Consider the following 20,154-nt stretch of genomic DNA (forward strand, 5'->3'; position numbering starts at 1 on the left):
GAATTTGCTCTGCTAGGATTTAGCCACGAACCGATGGCTTGCGCCATGGCCGGCGCCAAAATTCCGCGTGAAGGTGACCCCACGCGAACCGCCGGTCGGCTTTCCAGACTAATGATGAAGACCGCCCGGCCGGCTGACGCGGATCGTGAGGCGGCTCACAAAGGCCGGCCGTTGTTTCTGGTAGTTCGGGCCCTGTGTTAGGAATTGCTGAACCACCACGTCCTGGATGCATCGACATGAATGGACCTGGACTCTTCAAATTGAATCGATTGCTGCTCGCCGTTGCGGCCTTCCTCCTGGTCTGCCAGCCCGCCTTCGCCGAGAAGCGCGTCGCGTTGGTGCTCGGGAACTCGGCCTATCGCAACACCGCGCCGCTGGCGAACCCGGTCAACGACGCCGGCGTGATCGCCGCGACCCTGAAGAATGCCGGTTTTGACCTCGTCGATTTCCGCCGCGACCTTCCGGCCGCCGACACCCGCCGGGCGCTGCGTGAATTTGCCGACCGCGCCCGCGATGCCGACATCGCCGTGGTCTACTACGCCGGCCACGGCATCGAGGTCGACGGCGCCAACTATCTGATCCCGGTCGACGCGCGACTGGAGCGCGACACTGACGTGTTCGACGAAGCGCTGTCGCTCGACCGCGTGCTGGTCGCGATCGAGCCGGTACGGAAGCTGCGGCTGGTGATCCTCGACGCCTGCCGCGACAATCCGTTCGCCAAGACGATGAAGCGGACCTTGGCGACGCGGGCGATCGGGCAGGGCCTTGCCAAGGTCGAGCCGACCTCACCGAACGTGCTGATCGCCTATTCGGCGAAGGCCGGGTCCACGGCCGCCGATGGCGACGGCAAGAACAGCCCCTTCACCGCCGCGCTGTCGAAATACCTGCCGACACCCGGTCTCGATGTTCGCCGCGCCTTCGGCTATGTCCGCGACGACGTGCTGAAGACCACCAACAACCGGCAGGAGCCGTTCGTCTACGGCTCGCTCGGCGGCGAAGATGTCGCGCTGGTTCCGGCGCCCGCCAGGCCGGTTGCCGCCGCCGCGCCGCCGCCCACGCCGCAGTCGGAGGCGCGCCGCGACTACGAGCTGGCGCTGCAGATCGGCAACAAGAGCGCGATGAACGCCTTCCTCGCGCAATATCCGGACGGCTACTACGCCAACCTCGCCAAGTTGCAGCTCGAGAAGTTCGCGGCTGAGGACGCCCGCGTTGCCGCCACCGAGAAAGCGCGGCAGACCGAACAGGAGCGGGCGCGGCTGGCCGCCGAGGGCGCGCAGAAGGCGCAGCAGGCCAAGGCCGAGGCGGATGCCAGGGCCGCCGAACAGGCGCGGCTCGCGGCGGAGCAGGCCAAGCAGATCGCCCAGGAGCAGGCGGCTGCCGCCGAGCAGAAGCGGCAGGCGGCCGAGGCTGCGGTCCCCGCGGACAAGCCTGCCGCCGATCAGGCCGCGGTGACCGCGCCGACAGCTGCGGAGAGGCCGACCAACGTGGCGGCGCTGACCACCGGCTCGCCGCAGGTCGATCTCGTCAAATCGGTGCAGACCGAACTGCGCCGGGTCGGCTGCCTGATCGGTGCGGTCGACGGCGAGTGGAACGCCGCCTCGCAGCGTTCGCTGACCCAGTTCAACCGCTATGCCGGCACCAGGCTCGACGCCAGGAACGCGAGTCTCGAGACGCTCGATGCCGTCAAGCTGAAGCCGTCCCGGGTCTGCCCGCTGGTCTGCGAGCACGGCTACCGCGCCGACGGCGACCATTGCAGCAAGATCGTCTGTGCCGCGGGCTCGTTCCTCAACGACGACAATGAATGCCAGAAGCGGCGCGAGCGGAAGCCGGTCGCCAGGCGCGATGCCGACGAGGACCGCCCGTCGCGGCGTGAGCGCGAACGCGCCTATCGTCAGCAGCGCGAGCCGTTGGCGCCGTCAGCGGCAGCTCCGCGCCCGCAGCCGCGTGCGCGCGCCGAAAGCGGCAGCGGCCAGATCATGTGCGACGCCTATACCTGCCGTCCGGTCCGGCGCGGCTGCCACCTCGAATATCGCGGCGGCGGCGGCCCCGGTCTCGGCGTCGGCAACGTCGAGGTCTGCAACTAGCCCGCTACTGCCCGGAGATGGGGGAATAGCGCGCGCCACGATGCCAGTCCCGTCATCCTATGAGGTGCGAACCTCTTCGGCGAGCCTCGAGGGATGCACGGCCCGACGGTTGGTCGATTCATCCTTCGGGGCTCGCAAGGGCTCGCGCCTCAGGATGACGGTATGAGAATTGTAGCGAGCGGCCTGCCCACATCGTCGTCCTGGCGAAAGCCAGGACCCATAACCACCGAATTCGATTGAGAGTGGGATAGCGGCTCCAGCGTCGCACAACAACAAGCGATTGGGGTAATGGGTCCTGGCTTTCGCCAGGACGACGCTGAATACATTCACATTCTCCCAACTCGTTCGGTGTCATCGCCCGGCCTGTGCGCAATTGCGCACAGCGGTGCGTGGGACAAAGCTTCACACCCTCTCAGGATGACGGGTTCGACATGGTCTACATAGGGCGGCCGCACCGCGCGCGTCGCGAGTTGATCGGTTGCCGCCGAGGAATGCGCAGCCTTGCCGGAGCGGCGTGCGGAAGCTAGATCGCGCTTGCGGCGATGTTCACCATCAGCGCCAGCAGCGCGGTGTTGAACACGAACGAGATGATGCCGTGCACGGTCGCGGTGCGGCGGATGATCTTGTCGGTGATGCCGACGTCGGAGACCTGCGCTGTCATCCCGATCACGAACGAGAAGTAGACGAAGTCCCAATAGTCGGCGTCGACATGCGCCTCCCCGCTCGGGAATTGCAGCCCGCCGGGCTGCTTGCCGCGATAGAATTCATGCGCGTAATGCAGCGCGAACGCGGTGTGGACCAGCCCCCATGACAGCGTCAGCGTGACGACCGCAAGCGCAATGCCGGCCGGACTGTTCTTGGATGCCCCGAGCTCGAACACGATGGCGGCGAGGCTCGCCAGCGCGCCGAATGCGGTCAGCAGCAGGATGAAGAAGCGGCCGTCGTCCTGCATCGCAGCGCTGCGCTTGATGTAGGCGATGCCACAGCGCAGCATCATCACATAGGCGAGCAGCAGATACAGCGCCGCGAAGCCGTCCCAGCCGATCAGAAGCCGCGTCACCAGGCGCGGCGACTCCGGCAGCAACAGGCACAGCACGATCCCGAAGGCGAGCGCTGCGAAGGTGCGCGGCCGGCCCACGACCACGCGGGCCGGCATCGGCAGCTTGCGGAAACGAACAAGGTGGTCGTCGAGCTCCTTGCTCATTCCCCGGTCGCTTTCGCTAGTTCTTCCGCTCCGCCACGAAGCGGGCGGCGGCGCGCAGCACGTCGCCCCGCGCGCCGAACACCGACAGCGCGGCGTCGGCACGCGCCAAAAGATCGCGCACGCGCTGCTTGGCGCCGTCGATGCCGAGCTGGGTGACGAAGGTGGTCTTGCCGAGCGCAGCGTCGGCGCCGGCCGGCTTGCCGAGCGCGGCGGCATCGCCCTCGACGTCGAGCAGGTCGTCGGCGATCTGGAAGGCCTCGCCGAGCGCTTTGCCGTAGTCGTCGAGCGCCTGGTACTCCTGCTGCGAGGACTGGCCGAGGATCGCGCCGGCGATGCAGCCGAAGCGCAGCAGCGCGCCGGTCTTCATCTGTTGCAGGCGGGCGACGTCGACCGGCTCGCGGTCGCCGAAGCGGCCTTCGCCGGCGAGGTCGAGGATCTGGCCGCCGGCCATGCCGCCGATGCCGGAGGCGCGCGCCAGCGCGCGGGTCAACAGCAGGCGGACATTGGCGTCCTTGTGGATCGCGTCGCGGGTGATGATGTCGAAGGCAATCGTCAAGAGCGCATCGCCAGCGAGGATCGCGGTGGCGTCGTCATAGGCCTTGTGCAGGGTGGGACGGCCACGGCGCAGGTCGGAATTGTCCATCGCCGGCAGATCGTCGTGGATCAGCGAATAGCAGTGGATGCACTCCAGCGCGGCGCCGGCCAGCAGCGCGGCCTCGCTCGGCACGCCGAACACCGCCGCGCTCTCGACCACCAGAAACGGCCGCAGCCGCTTGCCGCCGCCGAGGCTGGAATACCGCATCGCCTCGATCAGCCGCTTCGGGCGGACGATCTCGTCGGTTTCGGTCGTATCCGACAACAGTCTGGCGAGCAGGGCTTCGGTGTCCTCCGCGGTCTGGTCCAGCCGCTTGGCAAACTCTGCAGTACCGGTCGTCATTAAGAATTGCTCCAGATCGATTTCGGCCGGACAATCGTTGATGGCACCGGCTTCGTCAATTCCAGCCTGCGACGGATTGCGCCTTAAAAGTGCTGGAAAAACCGCGAATTATCGGCAGACGTCAGGTGGTGCCGGTCTTATCGTCACCGGTGCGCGGGCCGCATCCCAGCCGGAAACCGTCGTTTTGCGCATCATCCGAATTTTATTGCTGATTTTGCTGGTCCTGCTGTTGCTGCCGTACCTGGTGACGCCGTTCTACCGGACCGGCCACCCGGTCTCGGCCCTGATGGCGTGGCGGACCCTGACGGGGGCGCCGGTGACCCGGCACTGGATCGATTTCGGCGCCATGTCGCCCTATCTGGCGCGGTCCGTGGTCGGCTCGGAGGATGCCCATTTCTGCAAGCACAAGGGCGTCGACTGGGGGGCGTTGCGCGAGGTACTGGACGACGCCGAGGACGGCGAGGTGGCGCGGGGCGGCTCGACCATCACCCAGCAGGTCGCGAAGAACCTGTTCCTCTGGAACGGCCGCAGCGTGATCCGCAAGGCGCTCGAATTGCCGCTCGCGCTCTGGATCGATCTGGTGCTGCCGAAGCAGCGCGTGCTGGAAATTTACCTCAACATCGCCGAAATGGGCCCGTCGGGGCAGTTCGGCGCCGAGGCGGGCGCCCAATATGCCTTCGGCCGGTCCGCCGCGGACCTGTCGCCGCGGGAAGCGGCGCTGCTGGCGGCGATCCTGCCCAATCCGGTCAAGCGCAGCGCCCGCAAGCCCGGTCCCGGGGTGCGGCGGCTGTCCGGAACCTACATGGCCCGCGCCAACGCGGTGGCGCGCTGCTGGCGCGAAAATCGCGGCGATTAGGCCAATTTTCGGGCGATTTTTGCAGCTTCCGGCCCTAGCATTGCGCCGCCCCTTCCTCTATAAGCGCGGCCTTACCGGCATTGCAGCTTGCGCTCCGTACGCGCTGAGCCGCGTCCGTATTTCGGACGATGCCTCCGCAACACCCCTAGAGGACACCGTTATGGCCGTTCCCAGAAGAAAAACCTCGCCGTCGCGCCGTGGCATGCGCCGTTCGGCAGATGCGCTCAAGACCCCGACCTATGTCGAGGACAAGGACTCCGGCGAACTGCGCCGTCCGCACCACCTCGACCTGAAGACCGGCATGTACAAGGGCCGCCAGGTCCTGAAGAAGAAAGAGTCCTGATCCGCCGTTCTGGCCGTCGCACCGCGGCTTGCGGTGCCTGATTTCGGCCAACGAATGCGGTCAATACGGGCGTAGCAGCGGCGGGGCCAGTGCCTCGCCGCACTTGCTTGGTCCTCCTGTTGAAGGCGCAAGCCCGATGGTCGGTTTTCCGCTGCTGCTGATCCCGCTCGCGGTCTACAACATCATCGTCTTCCTGATGCCCGGCGTGTCCTTCACGGATCCGCTGTTCAGGCTGACCTTGATGTCGGGCGAGGTGTGGCAAATCACGCTGAGCGACATGCTGCTCGCCGCCGGCGTGCTGCTGCTTCTGCTCGAAGTGATCAAGGGCGCGCGTCCCGGCGCGAAATATCTCACCGACCATCTGCTGTCGCTGATCGTGTTCGGCGCGGCGGCGGCCGAATTCGTGCTCTGGCCGAAATTCGGCAACTCGACGTTCTGCCTGCTGACGCTGCTCGCACTGGTCGACTTCATCTCCGGAATTGCATTGCGCACGCGCCGCCGCCGGGTGGCTGCGCCGACCGGTCACGGCCAGTTCGAGCCCGTGCCGGCCGACGCGCCGCCGCCGACGCCGGCCGTTGCACCGGCACCGATCGCGCAGCCGTCGCCGGCACCCGCCCCGCCTCCGGCCGCACCAGCCGCGGCGGCGGAAGCTGTGCCGCATGAGGAGCCGACGCCGAAGCCCGGGCAGCCGACGATCGCGTCGCCCGACCTCCAGCCGGGCAACCAGTCGCCGCCGGACGCGCCGCAGCGCTGACCTCTCTGTTAGCTATCTCTGTCTAGAGCGGATGAAGTTTAGGTTGAAATAGGGCTCGCCGCAGTCCCGTTCACCTCTCCCCGCCGGGGAGAGGTCGGCGCGTAGCGCCGGGTGAGGGCTCTTGCTCTCTCGATAGACCGTAACCCCTCACCCGATTTGCTGCGCAAATCGACCCCTCCCAAGGGAGAGGTGGACCAAAACCCGCGGTCAAAACCGATCTAGCCTAACTGCATCGCGCTTAATCTAGACGATCTGCCGGGTGCGCCGCGCCACGCTGCGCCGTTCGCTGACATGCGGGCCGTAGGCGGTCTGCGCATCGGCCGGCGATCCGCGCCGCAGCCCGCGCGTCTGCGGCTCGCGCGCGGCGGTCGCGATCAGCTGGGCGAGGAAGGACGGATCGGCGTGGGGCAGCGCGATCTTGGGCGCCCAATGGGTCGTCGCAGTCAGCGGGACCAGGGCCGTACCGGTCGCACCGGGATCGCCCGTCACCTCGTCGTCGAGGATTTCCCACTGATCGGCATCGAACATTGCGAACAAGACCTCGGTTGAACCGTTATGTTTTGGGACGTTGCGTCCTTCGCCACCTCCTTGTGGCAAGGCTCATGCCCGCGGCGCCCGATCCGTTCCCGGGCAGCGTCAATTGTGGTTTCCAGATTATTTATCAAACTCACATAGCGTCCGATTCGCCGGAACTCCTATCTTGAGGACATACAGAATCACCGCCTGATGTCCCGAATTGAGGCAAGCTTGATGCCCACTGTCCCGCCAGCTGCCAGCATCCTCGCCGCGCTCGGTCAGGCGACCTTCGCCTGGGATTTGGCGACCGACGCGATCGCCTGGAGCGACAATGTGGCGGCGGTTTTCCCCGACATTCCCGAACCGGCGCTGGCGTCGGGTGCGGCGCTCGCGGCCTTGATCGAGCCGCAGCGTTCGGTCCGCACGGATGCGCTCGGCCAGGGCGCGCCGGCACGCAGCGGCGAGGGCGTTTGCTACCGGATCGAATACGGCGTGCGCGCCGTCACCTCGGCGCCCGTGATCTGGATCGAGGAGACCGGCTGCTGGTTCGCCGGCCCCGACGGCCGCCCGGCGCGCGCGGAGGGCATCATCCGCGTCAACAATGAGCGCCACGCCCGCGACGAGCAGCTTGTGAAACTGTCGCGGCACGATCCGCTGACCAACGAGCTGAACCGCACCCATCTGATCGCCTCGCTCGCCGAGACGATCGAGGAATGCGCGCGCTTCCGCACCGCCTGCGCGTTCATGCTGATCGGCATCGATCATCTGGCGCGGGTCAACGATGCCTTCGGCTTCGATGTGGCGGACGCCGTGATCGCCGAGATCGCCAGGCGAATCCGCGCCCGGCTGCGCAGCGGCGACATGCTCGGCCGCTTCTCCGGCAACAAGTTCGGCCTGATCCTGCGCAACTGCACCGTCGACGACACCAATGTCGCGGCCGAGCGCTTCCTCGCCGCGGTGCGCGACGAGGTGGTGCCGACTAAATCCGGCCCGGTGTCGGTGACGGCCTCGATCGGCGCCGTCACCATCCCGCGGCACGCGCGGACGGCGGAGGAGGCGGTCAACCGCGCCCAGGAAACGCTTGATGCCGCCAAGAGCCGGCGTGCCGGATCGTTCGCGCTGTGGAAGCCGAATGTCGAGCGCGACGCGCAGCGCCGCGTCAACATCCGCGTCACCGACGAGATCGTCACCGCGCTGAACGAGCGGCGGATCGTGATCGGCTTCGAGCCCGTGGTTGATGCGCATGCACGGCAGCCGGCGTTCTACGAGTGCCTGGTCCGCATGGAGCAGGACGACGGCCGCGCGCTGCTCGCCCCCGATATCGTGCCGGTCGCCGAGCGGCTCGGCCTGATCCGGCTGGTCGATCACCGTGTGCTCGAGCTTGCCGTCGCCGAGCTCGCGGCCGCGCCCGGCGTGCAGCTCAGCCTCAACATCTCGCCTGATACCACGATGGATCCCGACTGGTGGACCACGATCGAGTCGCTGATGCACGCGCATCCCGGCGTCGGCGAGCGGCTGATCGTCGAGATCACCGAGACGGTCGCGATCCAGGACATCGACGATGTCCGCGGCTTCGTCACCCGGCTGAAGAATTTCGGCAGCCGGATCGCGATCGACGATTTCGGCGCCGGCTACACCTCGTTCCGCAATCTACGCAAGCTCGGCGTCGATATCGTCAAGATCGACGGCGCCTTCGTGCAGAACATCGTGCGCTCCTCCGACGACCGCGCCTTCGTGCAGACGCTGATCGATCTCGCGCGGCGGCTCGAGATCAAGACGGTCGCCGAATGGGTGCAGGACGAAGAGGCCGCAATGATGCTGCGCGACTGGGGCTGCGACTTCATCCAGGGCCGCCTGATCGGCCTTGCCTCGCCGGACCGGCCGTGGAACGCGGCGGCCGAGAAGGCCGTGCCTGCCGCGGGATAGCCGTCATTCCGGGGCGCGACGAAGTCGCGAGCACGGAATCCATTTGGCCAATGTTGTGTGGATGAATGGATTCAGGGCCTGCGCCAAAGAGGCGCAGCCCGGAATGGCGAAATCGAGTTGGCGTTTGCTCGAGTGCAGCGCCGCGAAGCCCTACTCGTCCTTCTTCGCCGGCTGCGACATGCGCTCGAGGCGGTCCTGCATGTCCTTCATCTGGCGGCGGAGATCGTCGATGTTGTCGTCGCCCTGGGTCGGCTCCGGCACCTTCTCCGCCTCGGCATTGGTGCGCGGCGGCTGCGGCACGAATGGCTTGAACATCGAGAAGGTCTGCTGGAACAGCTCCATGTTGCGGCGGACCTGCTCTTCCAGCGGTGCGAACGGCGTTCCGCTCAGCGCGCCGGCAAGCTGCTTGCGGAACTTCTCCTGTTCCTTGGTCAGCGTCTCCAGCGACTGTTCGAGATATTTCGGCACCACCATCTGCATGCTGTCGCCGTAGAAGCGGATCAGCTGGCGCAGGAAGGTGGTCGGCAGCAGGTTCTGCCCGGCCTTGTTCTCCTGCTCGAAGATGATCTGCGCGAGCACGGAGCGGGTGATGTCATCGCCGGTCTTGGCGTCATAAACGAGGAAGTCCTCGCCTTCCTTCACCATCGCGGCGAGGTCCTCTAGCGTCACATAGGTGCTCGTACCGGTATTATAGAGCCGCCGGTTCGCGTATTTCTTGATCGTGGTCGGTTGTTCAGATTTTGCCATGGGCTCTCACTTCAACACCGAAGAACCTGGAACCCGGCAGCACCGCCGCAGGGCTAAATGCAACGCATCGCAGCAAAGGTAAGCATTTTCAAAGCGGTTCGGCTAGAGTTTTGTGCTGTGCGGTTAATCCCAAAGCAAAGGGATTGCTTAGGAAAGTGCCAGAGGCGCCATTTCGCGTGCGGCGCGGCGCGAAATCGGCCACTGGCCAATTGACACGCGCTGCCTAGGTTAACAGGATGGAATCAAGAGACAGGCCAGCCAAACCGGGCCGCCCGCCGTCGAGAAACCCAGCTACAACCCACAGGAGATGTCCATGTCAGACGATGTCGTCATCGTCAGCGCCGCCCGCACCCCGGTCGGCAGCTTCAACGGCGCATTCGCCACTACCCCGGCTCACGATCTCGGCGCGATCGCCATCAAGGCGGCGCTGGAGCGGGCCGGCGTCGAAGGCGGCCAGGTCTCCGAAGTCATCATGGGCCAGATCCTGACCGCGGCGCAGGGCCAGAACCCGGCCCGCCAAGCCTCGATCGCGGCCGGCATCCCGGTGGAAAGCCCGGCCTGGGGCGTCAACCAGCTCTGCGGCTCGGGCCTGCGCACGGTGGCGCTCGGCTATCAGGCGCTGCTCAACGGTGATTCGTCGATCGTGGTCGCCGGCGGCCAGGAATCGATGAGCATGGCCCCGCACGCGCAATATCTGCGCGGCGGCGTCAAGATGGGCGGCCTCGAGCTAGTCGACACCATGATCAAGGACGGGTTGTGGGATGCCTTCAACGGCTACCACATGGGCAACACCGCCGAGAACGTCGCCAAGCAGTATCAGATCACGCGCTCGCAGCAGGACGAGTTCGCGGTCGGCTCGCAGAACAAGGCCGAGGCGGCGCAGAAGGCCGGCAAGTTCAAGGACGAGATCGTCCCGGTCACCATCAAGTCGCGCAAGGGCGACATCGTCGTCGATACCGACGAATATCCGCGCCACGGCGCCACGCTCGATGCGATGGGCAAGCTCCGCCCTGCCTTCGAGAAGGACGGCACCGTCACCGCCGGCAACGCCTCCGGCATCAATGATGGCGCTGCCGCGGTGGTGCTGATGACCGCCAAGGAAGCCGCCAAGCAGGGCAAGAAGGTGCTCGCCCGCATCGTCTCGTGGGGTCAGGCCGGCGTCGATCCCAAGATCATGGGCACCGGCCCGATCCCCGCCTCGCGTGCGGCGCTGAAGAAGGCCGGCTGGAATATCGCCGACCTCGACCTCATCGAGGCCAACGAGGCGTTCGCCGCGCAGGCCTGCGCAGTCAACAAGGACCTCGGCTGGGATCCGGCCAAGGTCAACGTCAACGGCGGCGCGATCGCGATCGGCCATCCGGTCGGCGCGTCGGGCGCGCGCGTACTGGTGACGCTGCTGCACGAGATGCAGAAGCGCGATGCCAAGAAAGGCCTCGCGACGCTGTGCATCGGCGGCGGCATGGGCATCGCGATGTGCGTTGCACGCGACTGAACTGAAGGCAGCGGGGCGGGTTAGGTGATGAAAAGATCATCTGTCAACCGCGGCGCGAGCTGATAGAGATGATGCCCGGCCTCGCGCCGGGCATTTTTGTTTCGACGAGCATTTTTATTTCGGGGTTGTGAGTGCGAAGACCGGAGCAATTCCGGTTATAAAAGACGGCCAAGGAGGAGACGGACATGGCACGTGTTGCATTGGTGACGGGCGGAACGCGCGGCATTGGAGCTGCGATCAGCAAGGCGCTGAAAGCGGCGGGCTACAACGTGGCGGCGAGCTACGCCGGCAATGATGCCGCCGCGGAGAAGTTCAAGGCGGATACCGGCATTCCCGTTTACAAGTGGGACGTCGCCTCGTTCGACGCGTGCGCGGAAGGCGTCAAGAAGGTCGAGGCGGAGCTCGGCCCGGTCGACGTGCTGGTCAACAATGCCGGCATCACCCGCGACACCGCCTTCCACAAGATGACGCTTCAGCAGTGGAATGAGGTGATCAACACCAATCTGGGCTCGCTGTTCAACATGACGCGCCAGGTGATCGAGGGCATGCGCGCCCGCAAGTTCGGCCGCATCATCTCGATCTCCTCGATCAACGGCCAGAAGGGCCAGTTCGGCCAGGTCAACTACTCCGCCGCCAAGGCCGGCGACATCGGCTTCACCAAGGCGCTCGCGATCGAGAACGCCAAGGGCGGCATCACCGTCAACGTCATCGCGCCGGGCTACATCAACACCGAGATGGTGCAGGCGGTGCCGAAGGACGTGCTGGAGAAGAACGTGATCCCGCAGATCCCGGTCAACCGTCTCGGCGAGCCCGAAGAGATCGCGCGCGCGGTGGTGTTCCTGGCCGCCGACGAAGCCGGCTTCATCACCGGCTCGACGCTGACCATCAACGGCGGCCAGTATCACGCCTGAGCGGCGTCGCGCCGTACGCGATACCGATCACGACGAGATGCCCGGCCTTGTGCCGGGCATTTTCGTCTGTACAAGGGGGGCCGTGATGACGACCCGCACCGCTACCCTTGTTGGACTGACCGCCATTCTGATGTGGTCGCTGCTCTCGGTCATGACGGTCGCGACCGGGAAGATCCCGGCGTTCCAGCTCGCCGCGATGACGTTCGCGATCGGGGCTGTGGTCGCGTTCATCAGCTTTCTGTTTCGTCCCTCGGCTTTTGCCGCGTTGAAGCAGCCGCTGGTCGCCTGGGTCGTCGGCATCGGCGGTCTGTTCGGCTACCACGCGCTGTATTTCCTGGCGCTGCGCTTCGCGCCGCCGGCAGAAGCCGGCCTGCTCAACTATCTCTGGCCGCTGTTGATCGTGCTGTTCTCCTCGCTGCTGCCGGGCGAGCGGCTCGCGATCCATCACGTCGTCGGCGCACTGCTCGGGCTGGTCGGCACGGTGCTGCTGTTCGCCGGCAACACCGGCAATTTCGCCAAGGAGCAGATCCCGGGCTTCGCGGCGGCGTTCGTCGCGGCCTTCGTCTGGGCGTCCTACTCCGTGATGTCGCGCCGCCTCAAGGCGGTGCCGACCGATGCCGTCGCCGGCTTCTGCCTCGCCACTGCGGTGCTCGCCGCCTTGGTGCACATGGTGGTGGAGACAACGGTCTGGCCAGCGACCCCATTGCAATGGCTTGCCGTGATCGGGCTCGGCATCGGCCCGGTCGGCGCGGCGTTCTTCGCCTGGGACATCGGCATGAAGCGCGGCGATATCCGCGTGCTCGGCGCGGCCTCCTATGCCACGCCGCTGCTCTCGACCGCGTTCCTGATCCTCGCCGGCTTCGCGCAGGCCAGCGCCAACATCGCCATCGCGGCGATCCTGATCGCCGGCGGCGGGCTGATCTCGGCGAAAGACATGGTGTTGCGAAAGAGAGCGTAGGTCGGGCAAAGCGAGGCGTGCTTCACAGTCACCCTGAGAGGATGTGAAGCTTTGTCCTCATCATCGCCGGGCTTGACCGGGCGACCGCGAAGCGGCGTCTCGAAGGGTCGATGGCCATTGGACGGGGGATAGTCCTACGAAGGCTCCCAACCTTTCGGCGCGAGCTGGAATTTTGCGAATTCGAATGCCGGGGCGACGGTGCAGCCGACCAATGTCCACTCCCCACTGCTCTCCGCGGCCTGCCAGGCGTTCGCGGGCACGATCGCCTGCGGCTGTTCGCCGCCTGCGACATCCGGCCCGAGCGCCACCATTTGCCGGCTTCCGCCATCCTGCGCGATCTGCAGGCGCAGCGGAGCGCCCGCGTAATAGTGCCAGATCTCGACGGCGTCGACGCGGTGCCAGTGCGAGCGTTCGTCGCGCGCCAGCAAAAAGTAGATCGAAGTCGAATAGCTGCGCCCGCTGGCATCGCGGCGCTCGTCGCGAAACGTCTCGCGAAAATGCCCGCCTTCCGGATGCGGCTTGAGGTCGAGCCGGGCGATGATCTCCGCCGCCGAGAGCTCAGGCATCACGACTTGTTCTTGCGCTCGCGCAGCTCGCCGAACACCTGCGCCGGATCGGCGCCCTTCATGTGCAGCTTGGCCGCGACCACCGGCTCGTCGGCGCGCAGGAACACATTGGCCTTCTTCTCATCGCCGAGCAGGACCGGAATCGTCGGCTTGTTCTCGGCACGCAGTTTCGTCACCTCCGCCGCGCGGGCCTGCAGGGCCGCGTTGTCGGGCTCGACGGTGAGCGCAAACTTCACGTTCGAGGCGGTGTATTCGTGGCCGCAATAGAGGCGGAAATCATCCGGCAGCGCGCGCAGCTTCAAAAGCGAATCCCACATCATCGGGTAGTTGCCCTCGAACACCCGGCCGCAGCCGATCGAGAACAGCGTGTCGGCCGCGAACACCGCCTTCTCGGCGTCGAACACGTAGGAGATATGGTCGAGCGTATGGCCGGGCGTTTCCACCACCCGGGCCAAGAGGCTGCCGATCTTGATCACGTCGGCATTGGCGGCGCGCAGATCGACATTAGCGATCTTCGCCGATTTGTCATGCGGGGCGACGACGCGGCAGCCGTATTTCTGCTTCAGCTCGGCGACGCCGCCGACATGGTCGCCATGGTGATGGGTGATCAGGATGTCGGTCAGCGTCCAGCCCTCGCGCTCCAGCGCCGCGATGATCGGGGCGGCCTCCGGCGCGTCGATCGATGCGGTCGCCTTGGTCACGGGATCGTGGATCAGGTAACCGAAATTGTCGGTCAGGCAGGTGAAGGTGCGAATTTCGGCGGCCATGATGTCTCCACGAATGGCTTTCCACGAAGGGCTTGGGCGATGACGCTAACAGGCCAGATATAGGGGTGAAATATGGCGTTAACGCTCCGGCGGCAATGCAATTTTCGGCGCGGCGGGGCGGCAGGCGGCATGTTAGGTTAGGGCCATGGACGTCATCGATCTCCGGGATTTCTATTCCCAGCGCCTCGGCATCATCGCGCGGCAGCTGATCAACCGCGGGATCCGCGAGCGCTGGCCCAATGCCGATGGCCAGCGCGTGCTCGGCCTCGGCTATCCGACGCCCTATCTCGGCCTGTTCCGCGAGACCTGCGAGCGCTGCATCGCCTTCATGCCGGCGGCCCAGGGCGTGCTGAAATGGCCGACCGGGCGGCCGGCGCTGGCGACCCTGATCGACGAATTCTCGATGCCGCTGCCGGATGCCGCGGTCGACCGCGTGCTGGTGGTGCACGCGCTGGAGATGTCCGACGATCCGGAGCGGCTGCTGCGCGAGATCTGGCGCGTGCTGGCGCCGTCGGGCCGGCTGATCGCCGTGATCCCGAATCGGCGCGGCGTATGGACGCGCACCGACAACACGCCGTTCGGCCACGGCCGGCCCTATTCGCGCGCCCAGATCACGCAGCTGCTGCGGCAGACTTGGTTCACGCCGACCGCATGGGGGGAGGCGCTGTTCATGCCGCCGGTGCAGGGCAGCTGGTTCCTGCGTTCGGCGATGGCCTGGGAGCGGGTCGGCGCGGCACTGTCGATGCCGTTCGCCGGCGTGCATATCGTCGAGGCCAGCAAGCAGGTCTACCGCGCCATCCCCGCCAACCGCGAACGCGCGCGGCTGATTCCCTCGCTCCAGCCGGTGCTGGTGCCGTCATCGACCGCGACGCGCAACTCGGCGCATCCCGACTGGTAATGCTGCTCGCGCAGGCATCTCCTGCGGAAGCGCGAGACATCAACACGAGACATAAAAAAGGTGAGCGCGGCGCTGGCGCCGTCACCCACCCCCTTGAGGCATTCGACGGCTTAGTCGTTGCCGGACGTCGCGTCCTCGCTCTGCGCGGGCTGCGCGGCCATGTCGGGACGCGGGCCGTGCGGACGGCGGCGCCGGCGCGGGAAGCGTTCGCCACGCTCGCTGCGTTCGCCGCCGCCATTGCCCTCATAATTGCCATTCACCTGCGGCTGCGCGCCGCCGGTAATGAAGGAGGGCAGGCGGTCGACGCCGCCGGGATCGGCGAGCACCGGCTGCGGCTGATTCTGCGGCGGCGCCTGAAACTGCGGCTGCTGACGGTGCTCACGGTCGCCGCGGTGCTCACGCTCGCGCGGCTGCTGCTCGCGCGGCTGTTGGTCGCGCTGATAGGGCTGCTGGCTGTTGTCGCGCATGTAGGGTTGCGGCACGAAGCCCGGCTCCTGGCCGAAGCTCGAATAGCCGTCGCCCTCGTCGTCGGCGTCCTCGGACGTCGCGATCTCGGCATCGGGCCGCGGCTGCTGCTGGTTCTGCCGGAACTGCTCCTGGGCGGCCGCGATGATCCGGTAATAGTGCTCGGCGTGCTGATAGTAGTTCTCGGCCGCAACCGGGTCGCCGGAGGAGCGCGCATCGCGCGCGAGCTGGACGTATTTCTCGGCAACGTGGGAAGCCGTGCCGCGGATCTTGATGTCGGGGCCGTTCGATTCGTACACCCGCGTCAGAGGATTTTGGCCGCGCCGGTTATTGTTGTTGTTATTGTTGTTATTATTCCGGTTACGCATCCGCTTGTTATTTTGACCGTTTCTCATATGTCGCCTTTTATTCCAGCCCTGAAGTTATTGCAGTCCATCGCCTGGTCCGATTCGAGCGCACGCTAAGGCGCACGGAATCGCAGTGCCGTTCGAATTGGTTCGATGTCGCAGACCGTCGCGTTCAGCAAAGACGCGTTCCCCAACCGCCGACGGACTCCGCCAGCGACCAAATCATTCCGCCCGTCGAGACAGGCTCAGTTCTCTCACGTAAGTCTTCAAGCGCAATAACAGGCTTTCGTTCGCTTGGCGGTCGAGAGCAGCACAGCTCCGGCTATTGCGCTCAATATGACCTGCGTTCGTGGAACCTTTCGATCGGCGGGCTCTCGTCGAGAACCCTGGTCATCACCCGTAGGCTACGGGGCCAGCACCGATGTTGTGCCCGGAACGTAGTCGTTCCGGGGGGATATTCCAAGAGGTTTTTTTGCGTTCCAATAGGACTTTATCGGGGCAGTCGGCGGCCGGAAACCGCCCTCGGGATGCCTCCCAGATCGGCCTTGGGCGGTCCTGTTGGGGATAACCCCGCAGCCGTCATCAGCGCTTCAACGTCGCTCTCCTGGCCCTGTCCGATCTCGACAACCAGAACTCCATGCGGGACCAAGAGACACGCAGATTGCGAGATCAGGGTGCGGTAGGCGTCGAGGCCGTCGGTGCCGCCGTCCAGCGCGGCGCGAGGGTCGTGGTCGCGGACCTCGACGGCGAGGCCGGCAATGTCAGCCGAGCGGATGTAGGGCGGATTCGACACGATGAGGTCGAAAGGGCCGGCAAGTCCGCCGGCATAATTGGCGATGGTGAATGTCGCGCGCTCCGCAAGTCCGAGCTGCTTTGCATTCTGGGTGGCCGTCTGTAGCGCCTGCACCGAAATGTCGGTGCCGAAGCCATGCGCGTTGCGCAGTTCCGAGAGCAGCGCCAGCAGGATCGCGCCCGAGCCGGTGCCGAGATCGGCGATCCGTAAGCGGCGATCGGAGCTGCCGTCGGCGCGTATCAGTTCCAGTGCACGCTCGACCACCGTCTCGGTGTCGGGCCGCGGCACCAATGTCGCTGCCGAGAGCTGCAGCGGCAGCCCCCAAAACTCCTTGAAGCCGAAAATGCGCGCGACCGGCTCGCCGGCGAGACGGCGCCTGATAGCCTCATCGCGCGTTGTTAGCCGATGGTCGATGCGGCGTCGATATGGCTTGCGCCGTTCCCAGCCGGCGCGCACGGTGTTGCCTCAATCCGGACCGGGACACGAGCGACAATGACCGCCTATGACGACCAGAACATCTTCGCAAAGATCCTGCGCGGCGAGATCCCGAGCTTCAAGGTCTACGAGACCGACCGGACCTTCGCCTTCCTCGACATCATGCCGCGCTCTCCCGGGCACACGCTGGTGATCCCGAAGGCGCCCGCGCGCGGCATCCTCGATATCGCCGAGGACGATCTTGCCGAGGTGGCGCGGTCCGCAAAACGCATCGCCATCGCGGCGATGAAAGCGTTTTCCGCCGACGGCATCATCATCCAGCAGTTCAGCGAACCCGCCAGCGGGCAGGTCGTGCTCCACCTGCACATGCATGTGATGCCGGTCAAGGCCGGCGTCGCGCTGCTGCCGGCCCAGACCCACAAGCAGGACATGGACGTGCTGGCGGAGCACGCGAAGCGGATGATCGCGGCGCTGGGCGGCTGAGAGCGACAGACAGGTTGACTGGGTTGAGTGGGTCTGACGACGATCTCAGTGCATCTCCCCCGCAAGTGGGAGAGGGGACGCAATTCCGAGTGCCGCGGATATTCAGCCCAATCGCACCGCGCTTCACACCCCGAGATAGCGCTGCAACACTTCGGGCTGGGCCTTGATCTCCTGCGCCGGGCCTTCGTGGACGATGTGTCCGTTGTTGATGATGTAGATGCGCTGGGCGAGCGCGAGCGTTGCGGCGAGGTTCTGCTCCACCAGCACGATGGTCTGGCCGGCGTCGGCGAGGTCGCGGCAGGCCTTCATCAGATCGCGCACGATCACCGGCGCCAGCCCCTCGAACGGCTCGTCGAGCAGGATGATCTTGGGATCGCGCACCAGCGCACGGGCGATCGCCAACATCTGCTGTTCGCCGCCGGACAGGTCGGTGCCGCGATTGCCGCGGCGCTCCTTCAGCCGCGGGAACATTTCGTAGATGCGGTCCAGCGGCCAACGTTGCGAGGCGGTCAGGCCGGCGATCACGAGATTTTCCTCGACGCTGAGGCTGCCGAAGATGCGGCGCTCCTCGTGGACCAGCTGCATGCCGGCCTGCGCGATCTTGTGGCTCTTCTTGCCTGATATCTCCGCGCCGTCGAATTTCACCGAGCCATTGCGCGGCGTCACCACGCCCATCAGGCTTTTCAGCGTCGTGCTCTTGCCGGCGCCGTTGCGGCCGAGCAGCGCCACGACCTCGTTACGCTCGACGCGCAGCGAGACGTCGAACAGGATGTGGGAATCCCCGTAGTAGCTGTTCAGTCCGTTGACCTCGAGCAGGCTCATGCGGCGAGCACTCCATGCACGCCGCCGAGATAGGCCTCCTGGACGGTCGAGTTGTTCTTGATCTCTTCGGGCGTTCCCTCGACCAGCACGCGGCCTTCCTGCAGCACGGTGACGCGCTCGGCGAGCTCGAACAGCGCATCCATGTCGTGGTCGATGATGATCATGGTGCGGCCCCGGCTGATCGATTTGAGCAGCTTCACGGTCTCGACGCGCTCGCGCGGGCTCATGCCGGCCAGTGGCTCGTCGAGCAACAGGAGACTCGGCGAGGTCGCCAGCGCCAGCCCGATCTCGAGCCGGCGCTTCTCGCCATAGGCGAGCTCGGCGACCGGCGTGTCGGTCCGGCGGGTCAGATTGACCAGCGCCAGCGTATGCTCGACGCGCTCGGCGAGGCCTGGAATGCTGTCGATGCTGCGGAACAGGTCGAGCTTGAACTTGCCGCGAAGTCCCGACAATGCCGCGATCACCAGATTTTCGCGCACGGTGAGGCCGGCGAACAGCTGGTTGACCTGGTAGCTCTTGGTCAGGCCGAGCTGACAGACGTCGGTGACGTTCATCCCGGTGATGTCGCGGCCCTCGAAGGTGATGCTGCCCGAGGTCGGGTGAACCTCGCAGGTCAGCATCTTGAAGAAGGTCGACTTGCCGGCACCATTCGGGCCGATGATGCCGCGCAGCTCGCCGTGATTGACCGTGAAGTCGATGTCGCTGTTGGCGAGCAGGCCGCCATAGCGCTTGGTCAGGCCCTTGGCCTGCAGGATCGGTCCCGAGGGCCGGTCGTCGGGGCGGTGCGGCGCCGGCATCGGCGCGGCGGCGATCTCACTGGCGGGGGCGGCGTCCGATTGCGGTTCGCTCTCCACCGGCTTCCCCGCGCGGCGCTGGCCGGTCAGGAAGCTGTAGAGATCGACAATGCCGCCGATGATGCCGCGGCGCAGGAAACACACCAGCAGCACGAACACAATGCCGAGCACCAGCTTCCAGGCGGCGCCGAGCCCGAGCGCGGCCTGCAAAAAGTCCTGCAGCGACAGCCAGACCGCGGCGCCGACCAAAGGCCCGAACAGCGTGCCGCGGCCGCCGATCGCGGTCTGCATCACAAGCTGGCCCGACGTGTCGAACATGAAGGCGTCCGGCGGCATGAAGGCTTGCAGCACGCCGAGCAGGCCGCCGGCAAAGCCGGCATAGGCGGCGGCGATCACGAACGCGGTCAGCTTGTAGCCGTGAATGTTGTGGCCGACCGCGGTCGCGCGCAGCGGATTGTCCCTGATCGCACTGAAGATCGCGCCGACCGGCGAGCGCACGATGCGCAGCGCAATCACGACGCCGAGGAAGTAGCAGAACGCAATGAACTGGTAGAGCGACCAGCCGGTGGTGAAATGCAGCGTGGTGAAGCCGAGATTGAGGCTCGGCGTCGGCACCCCCGGCAGCCCGTTCTCGCCGCCGGTGAAATCCGACAGCGGATTGAACTCGACGAAGTAGAACACTTCGGCGATCGCGACCGTGATCATGGCGAAGTAGATGCCGGTGCGGCGCAGTGCGATCAGGCCGATCAGATAGCCGGTCGCGGCCGCTGCGATCATGCCGATGATCAGCGCGAGGATGACGTTCGGAAAACCGGCCCGGGTCAACAGGTACGCGGCGACGAAGCCGCCGGTGCCGTAGAACGCCGACTGGCCGAACGACAGCAGGCCGGTGAAGCCGAACAGGATGTCGAAGCCGAGTCCGAACAGGCCCCAGACCAGGATGCGGTTGACGGTGTTGGGCGCAAATCCCAGCAGCGGCAGCACGAACGGCGCGGCGATCAGCGCGGCGGCCGTCAGGATCTCGATCAGATATCGGCGCTGCTTCAGCATGGAAAA

20 protein-coding genes are annotated in these 20,154 nt (G+C 66.0%); 10 read left to right on the plus strand and 10 right to left on the minus strand.

All coding sequences use genetic code 11. The annotated features are described in order from the left end of the window. Window positions 1-236 precede the first annotated feature (236 nt). Window positions 237-2,084, plus strand: a complete 1,848-nt coding sequence (locus J6500_RS27445) for a caspase family protein (protein WP_225715827.1) — start codon at window positions 237-239, stop codon at window positions 2,082-2,084. A gap of 523 nt (window positions 2,085-2,607) precedes the next feature. Here J6500_RS27445 and J6500_RS27450 read toward each other — a convergent pair. Both J6500_RS27450 and J6500_RS27455 read right to left on the minus strand, forming a co-directional pair. Next, complete coding sequence (locus tag J6500_RS27450) at window positions 2,608-3,288, minus strand: DUF1345 domain-containing protein (protein ID WP_225715828.1); 681 nt, start codon at window positions 3,286-3,288, stop codon at window positions 2,608-2,610. Window positions 3,289-3,304: 16 nt separating this feature from the next. Beyond that, entirely contained in the window at window positions 3,305-4,225 is a 921-nt protein-coding gene (locus tag J6500_RS27455; protein WP_225715829.1) for a polyprenyl synthetase family protein, read from the minus strand. A gap of 184 nt (window positions 4,226-4,409) precedes the next feature. Here J6500_RS27455 and mtgA point away from each other — a divergent pair, with 184 nt between their 5' ends. From mtgA to J6500_RS27470, 3 genes are all read left to right on the plus strand, one after another. Next, entirely contained in the window at window positions 4,410-5,081 is a 672-nt protein-coding gene (gene mtgA, locus J6500_RS27460; protein ID WP_225715884.1) for a monofunctional biosynthetic peptidoglycan transglycosylase, read from the plus strand. A 160-nt stretch (window positions 5,082-5,241) separates the two neighbouring features. Further along, window positions 5,242-5,424 carry a 50S ribosomal protein L32 gene (rpmF, locus tag J6500_RS27465; protein WP_211990280.1) on the plus strand — a complete coding sequence of 61 codons (183 nt, stop codon included), beginning with the start codon at window positions 5,242-5,244 and terminating at the stop codon, window positions 5,422-5,424. A gap of 136 nt (window positions 5,425-5,560) precedes the next feature. Then, window positions 5,561-6,178, plus strand: coding sequence for a hypothetical protein (locus tag J6500_RS27470; protein ID WP_225715830.1), 618 nt, complete (start codon window positions 5,561-5,563; stop codon window positions 6,176-6,178). 243 nt (window positions 6,179-6,421) lie between these two features. On the opposite strand, the gene J6500_RS27475 is transcribed toward J6500_RS27470, so the two are convergent. Further along, on the minus strand, window positions 6,422-6,706 hold the full coding sequence (locus tag J6500_RS27475; protein ID WP_225715831.1) for a hypothetical protein: 285 nt from the start codon (window positions 6,704-6,706) through the stop codon (window positions 6,422-6,424). Window positions 6,707-6,928: 222 nt separating this feature from the next. Between J6500_RS27475 and J6500_RS27480 the strand changes: the two genes are divergently transcribed. Beyond that, entirely contained in the window at window positions 6,929-8,620 is a 1,692-nt protein-coding gene (locus J6500_RS27480; protein ID WP_225715832.1) for a bifunctional diguanylate cyclase/phosphodiesterase, read from the plus strand. A gap of 150 nt (window positions 8,621-8,770) precedes the next feature. Here J6500_RS27480 and phaR read toward each other — a convergent pair whose 3' ends face one another. Beyond that, on the minus strand, window positions 8,771-9,367 hold the full coding sequence (gene phaR, locus J6500_RS27485; protein WP_225715833.1) for a polyhydroxyalkanoate synthesis repressor PhaR: 597 nt from the start codon (window positions 9,365-9,367) through the stop codon (window positions 8,771-8,773). Between the two features lie 313 nt (window positions 9,368-9,680). Here phaR and J6500_RS27490 point away from each other — a divergent pair, with 313 nt between their 5' ends. From J6500_RS27490 to yddG, 3 genes are all read left to right on the plus strand, one after another. Then, a complete protein-coding gene (locus tag J6500_RS27490) occupies window positions 9,681-10,859 on the plus strand; it encodes an acetyl-CoA C-acetyltransferase (RefSeq protein ID WP_225715834.1) in 1,179 nt (392 codons plus the stop codon). A gap of 185 nt (window positions 10,860-11,044) precedes the next feature. Further along, window positions 11,045-11,770, plus strand: coding sequence for an acetoacetyl-CoA reductase (gene phbB, locus J6500_RS27495; protein WP_225715835.1), 726 nt, complete (start codon window positions 11,045-11,047; stop codon window positions 11,768-11,770). Window positions 11,771-11,855: 85 nt separating this feature from the next. Beyond that, entirely contained in the window at window positions 11,856-12,728 is an 873-nt protein-coding gene (gene yddG / locus J6500_RS27500; RefSeq protein ID WP_225715836.1) for an aromatic amino acid exporter YddG, read from the plus strand. Between the two features lie 134 nt (window positions 12,729-12,862). Here yddG and J6500_RS27505 read toward each other — a convergent pair whose 3' ends face one another. Together J6500_RS27505 and gloB are read right to left on the minus strand one after the other, a co-directional pair. Continuing rightward, complete coding sequence (locus J6500_RS27505) at window positions 12,863-13,294, minus strand: cupin domain-containing protein (RefSeq protein ID WP_225715837.1); 432 nt, start codon at window positions 13,292-13,294, stop codon at window positions 12,863-12,865. Then, window positions 13,294-14,061, minus strand: a complete 768-nt coding sequence (gloB, locus tag J6500_RS27510) for a hydroxyacylglutathione hydrolase (protein WP_225715838.1) — start codon at window positions 14,059-14,061, stop codon at window positions 13,294-13,296. The genes J6500_RS27505 and gloB overlap by 1 nt, the downstream gene beginning before the upstream one ends. 145 nt (window positions 14,062-14,206) lie before the next feature. On the opposite strand from gloB, the gene J6500_RS27515 reads away from it, so the two are divergent. Next, window positions 14,207-14,959: a class I SAM-dependent methyltransferase gene (locus J6500_RS27515; RefSeq protein WP_225715839.1), complete on the plus strand. Its 753-nt coding sequence runs from the start codon at window positions 14,207-14,209 to the stop codon at window positions 14,957-14,959. A gap of 110 nt (window positions 14,960-15,069) precedes the next feature. Here J6500_RS27515 and J6500_RS27520 read toward each other — a convergent pair whose 3' ends face one another. Then, a complete protein-coding gene (locus tag J6500_RS27520; RefSeq protein ID WP_225715840.1) occupies window positions 15,070-15,819 on the minus strand; it encodes a DUF4167 domain-containing protein in 750 nt (249 codons plus the stop codon). A 442-nt stretch (window positions 15,820-16,261) separates the two neighbouring features. Further along, window positions 16,262-17,020 (minus strand): peptide chain release factor N(5)-glutamine methyltransferase, encoded by a 759-nt coding sequence (gene prmC / locus J6500_RS27525; RefSeq protein ID WP_376707868.1) that lies wholly within the window; start codon window positions 17,018-17,020, stop codon window positions 16,262-16,264. A gap of 36 nt (window positions 17,021-17,056) precedes the next feature. Here prmC and J6500_RS27530 point away from each other — a divergent pair, with 36 nt between their 5' ends. Beyond that, window positions 17,057-17,482, plus strand: a complete 426-nt coding sequence (locus J6500_RS27530; RefSeq protein WP_225715841.1) for an HIT family protein — start codon at window positions 17,057-17,059, stop codon at window positions 17,480-17,482. A gap of 123 nt (window positions 17,483-17,605) precedes the next feature. On the opposite strand, the gene J6500_RS27535 is transcribed toward J6500_RS27530, so the two are convergent. Further along, complete coding sequence (locus J6500_RS27535) at window positions 17,606-18,304, minus strand: ABC transporter ATP-binding protein (RefSeq protein ID WP_225715842.1); 699 nt, start codon at window positions 18,302-18,304, stop codon at window positions 17,606-17,608. Beyond that, window positions 18,301-20,148: a branched-chain amino acid ABC transporter ATP-binding protein/permease gene (locus J6500_RS27540; protein ID WP_225715843.1), complete on the minus strand. Its 1,848-nt coding sequence runs from the start codon at window positions 20,146-20,148 to the stop codon at window positions 18,301-18,303. Before J6500_RS27540 ends, J6500_RS27535 begins: the two co-directional genes overlap by 4 nt. Between the last annotated feature and the right edge of the window lie 6 nt (window positions 20,149-20,154).

The organism is Bradyrhizobium semiaridum (genome assembly GCF_020329505.1).
Taxonomy (GTDB): domain Bacteria; phylum Pseudomonadota; class Alphaproteobacteria; order Rhizobiales; family Xanthobacteraceae; genus Bradyrhizobium; species Bradyrhizobium semiaridum.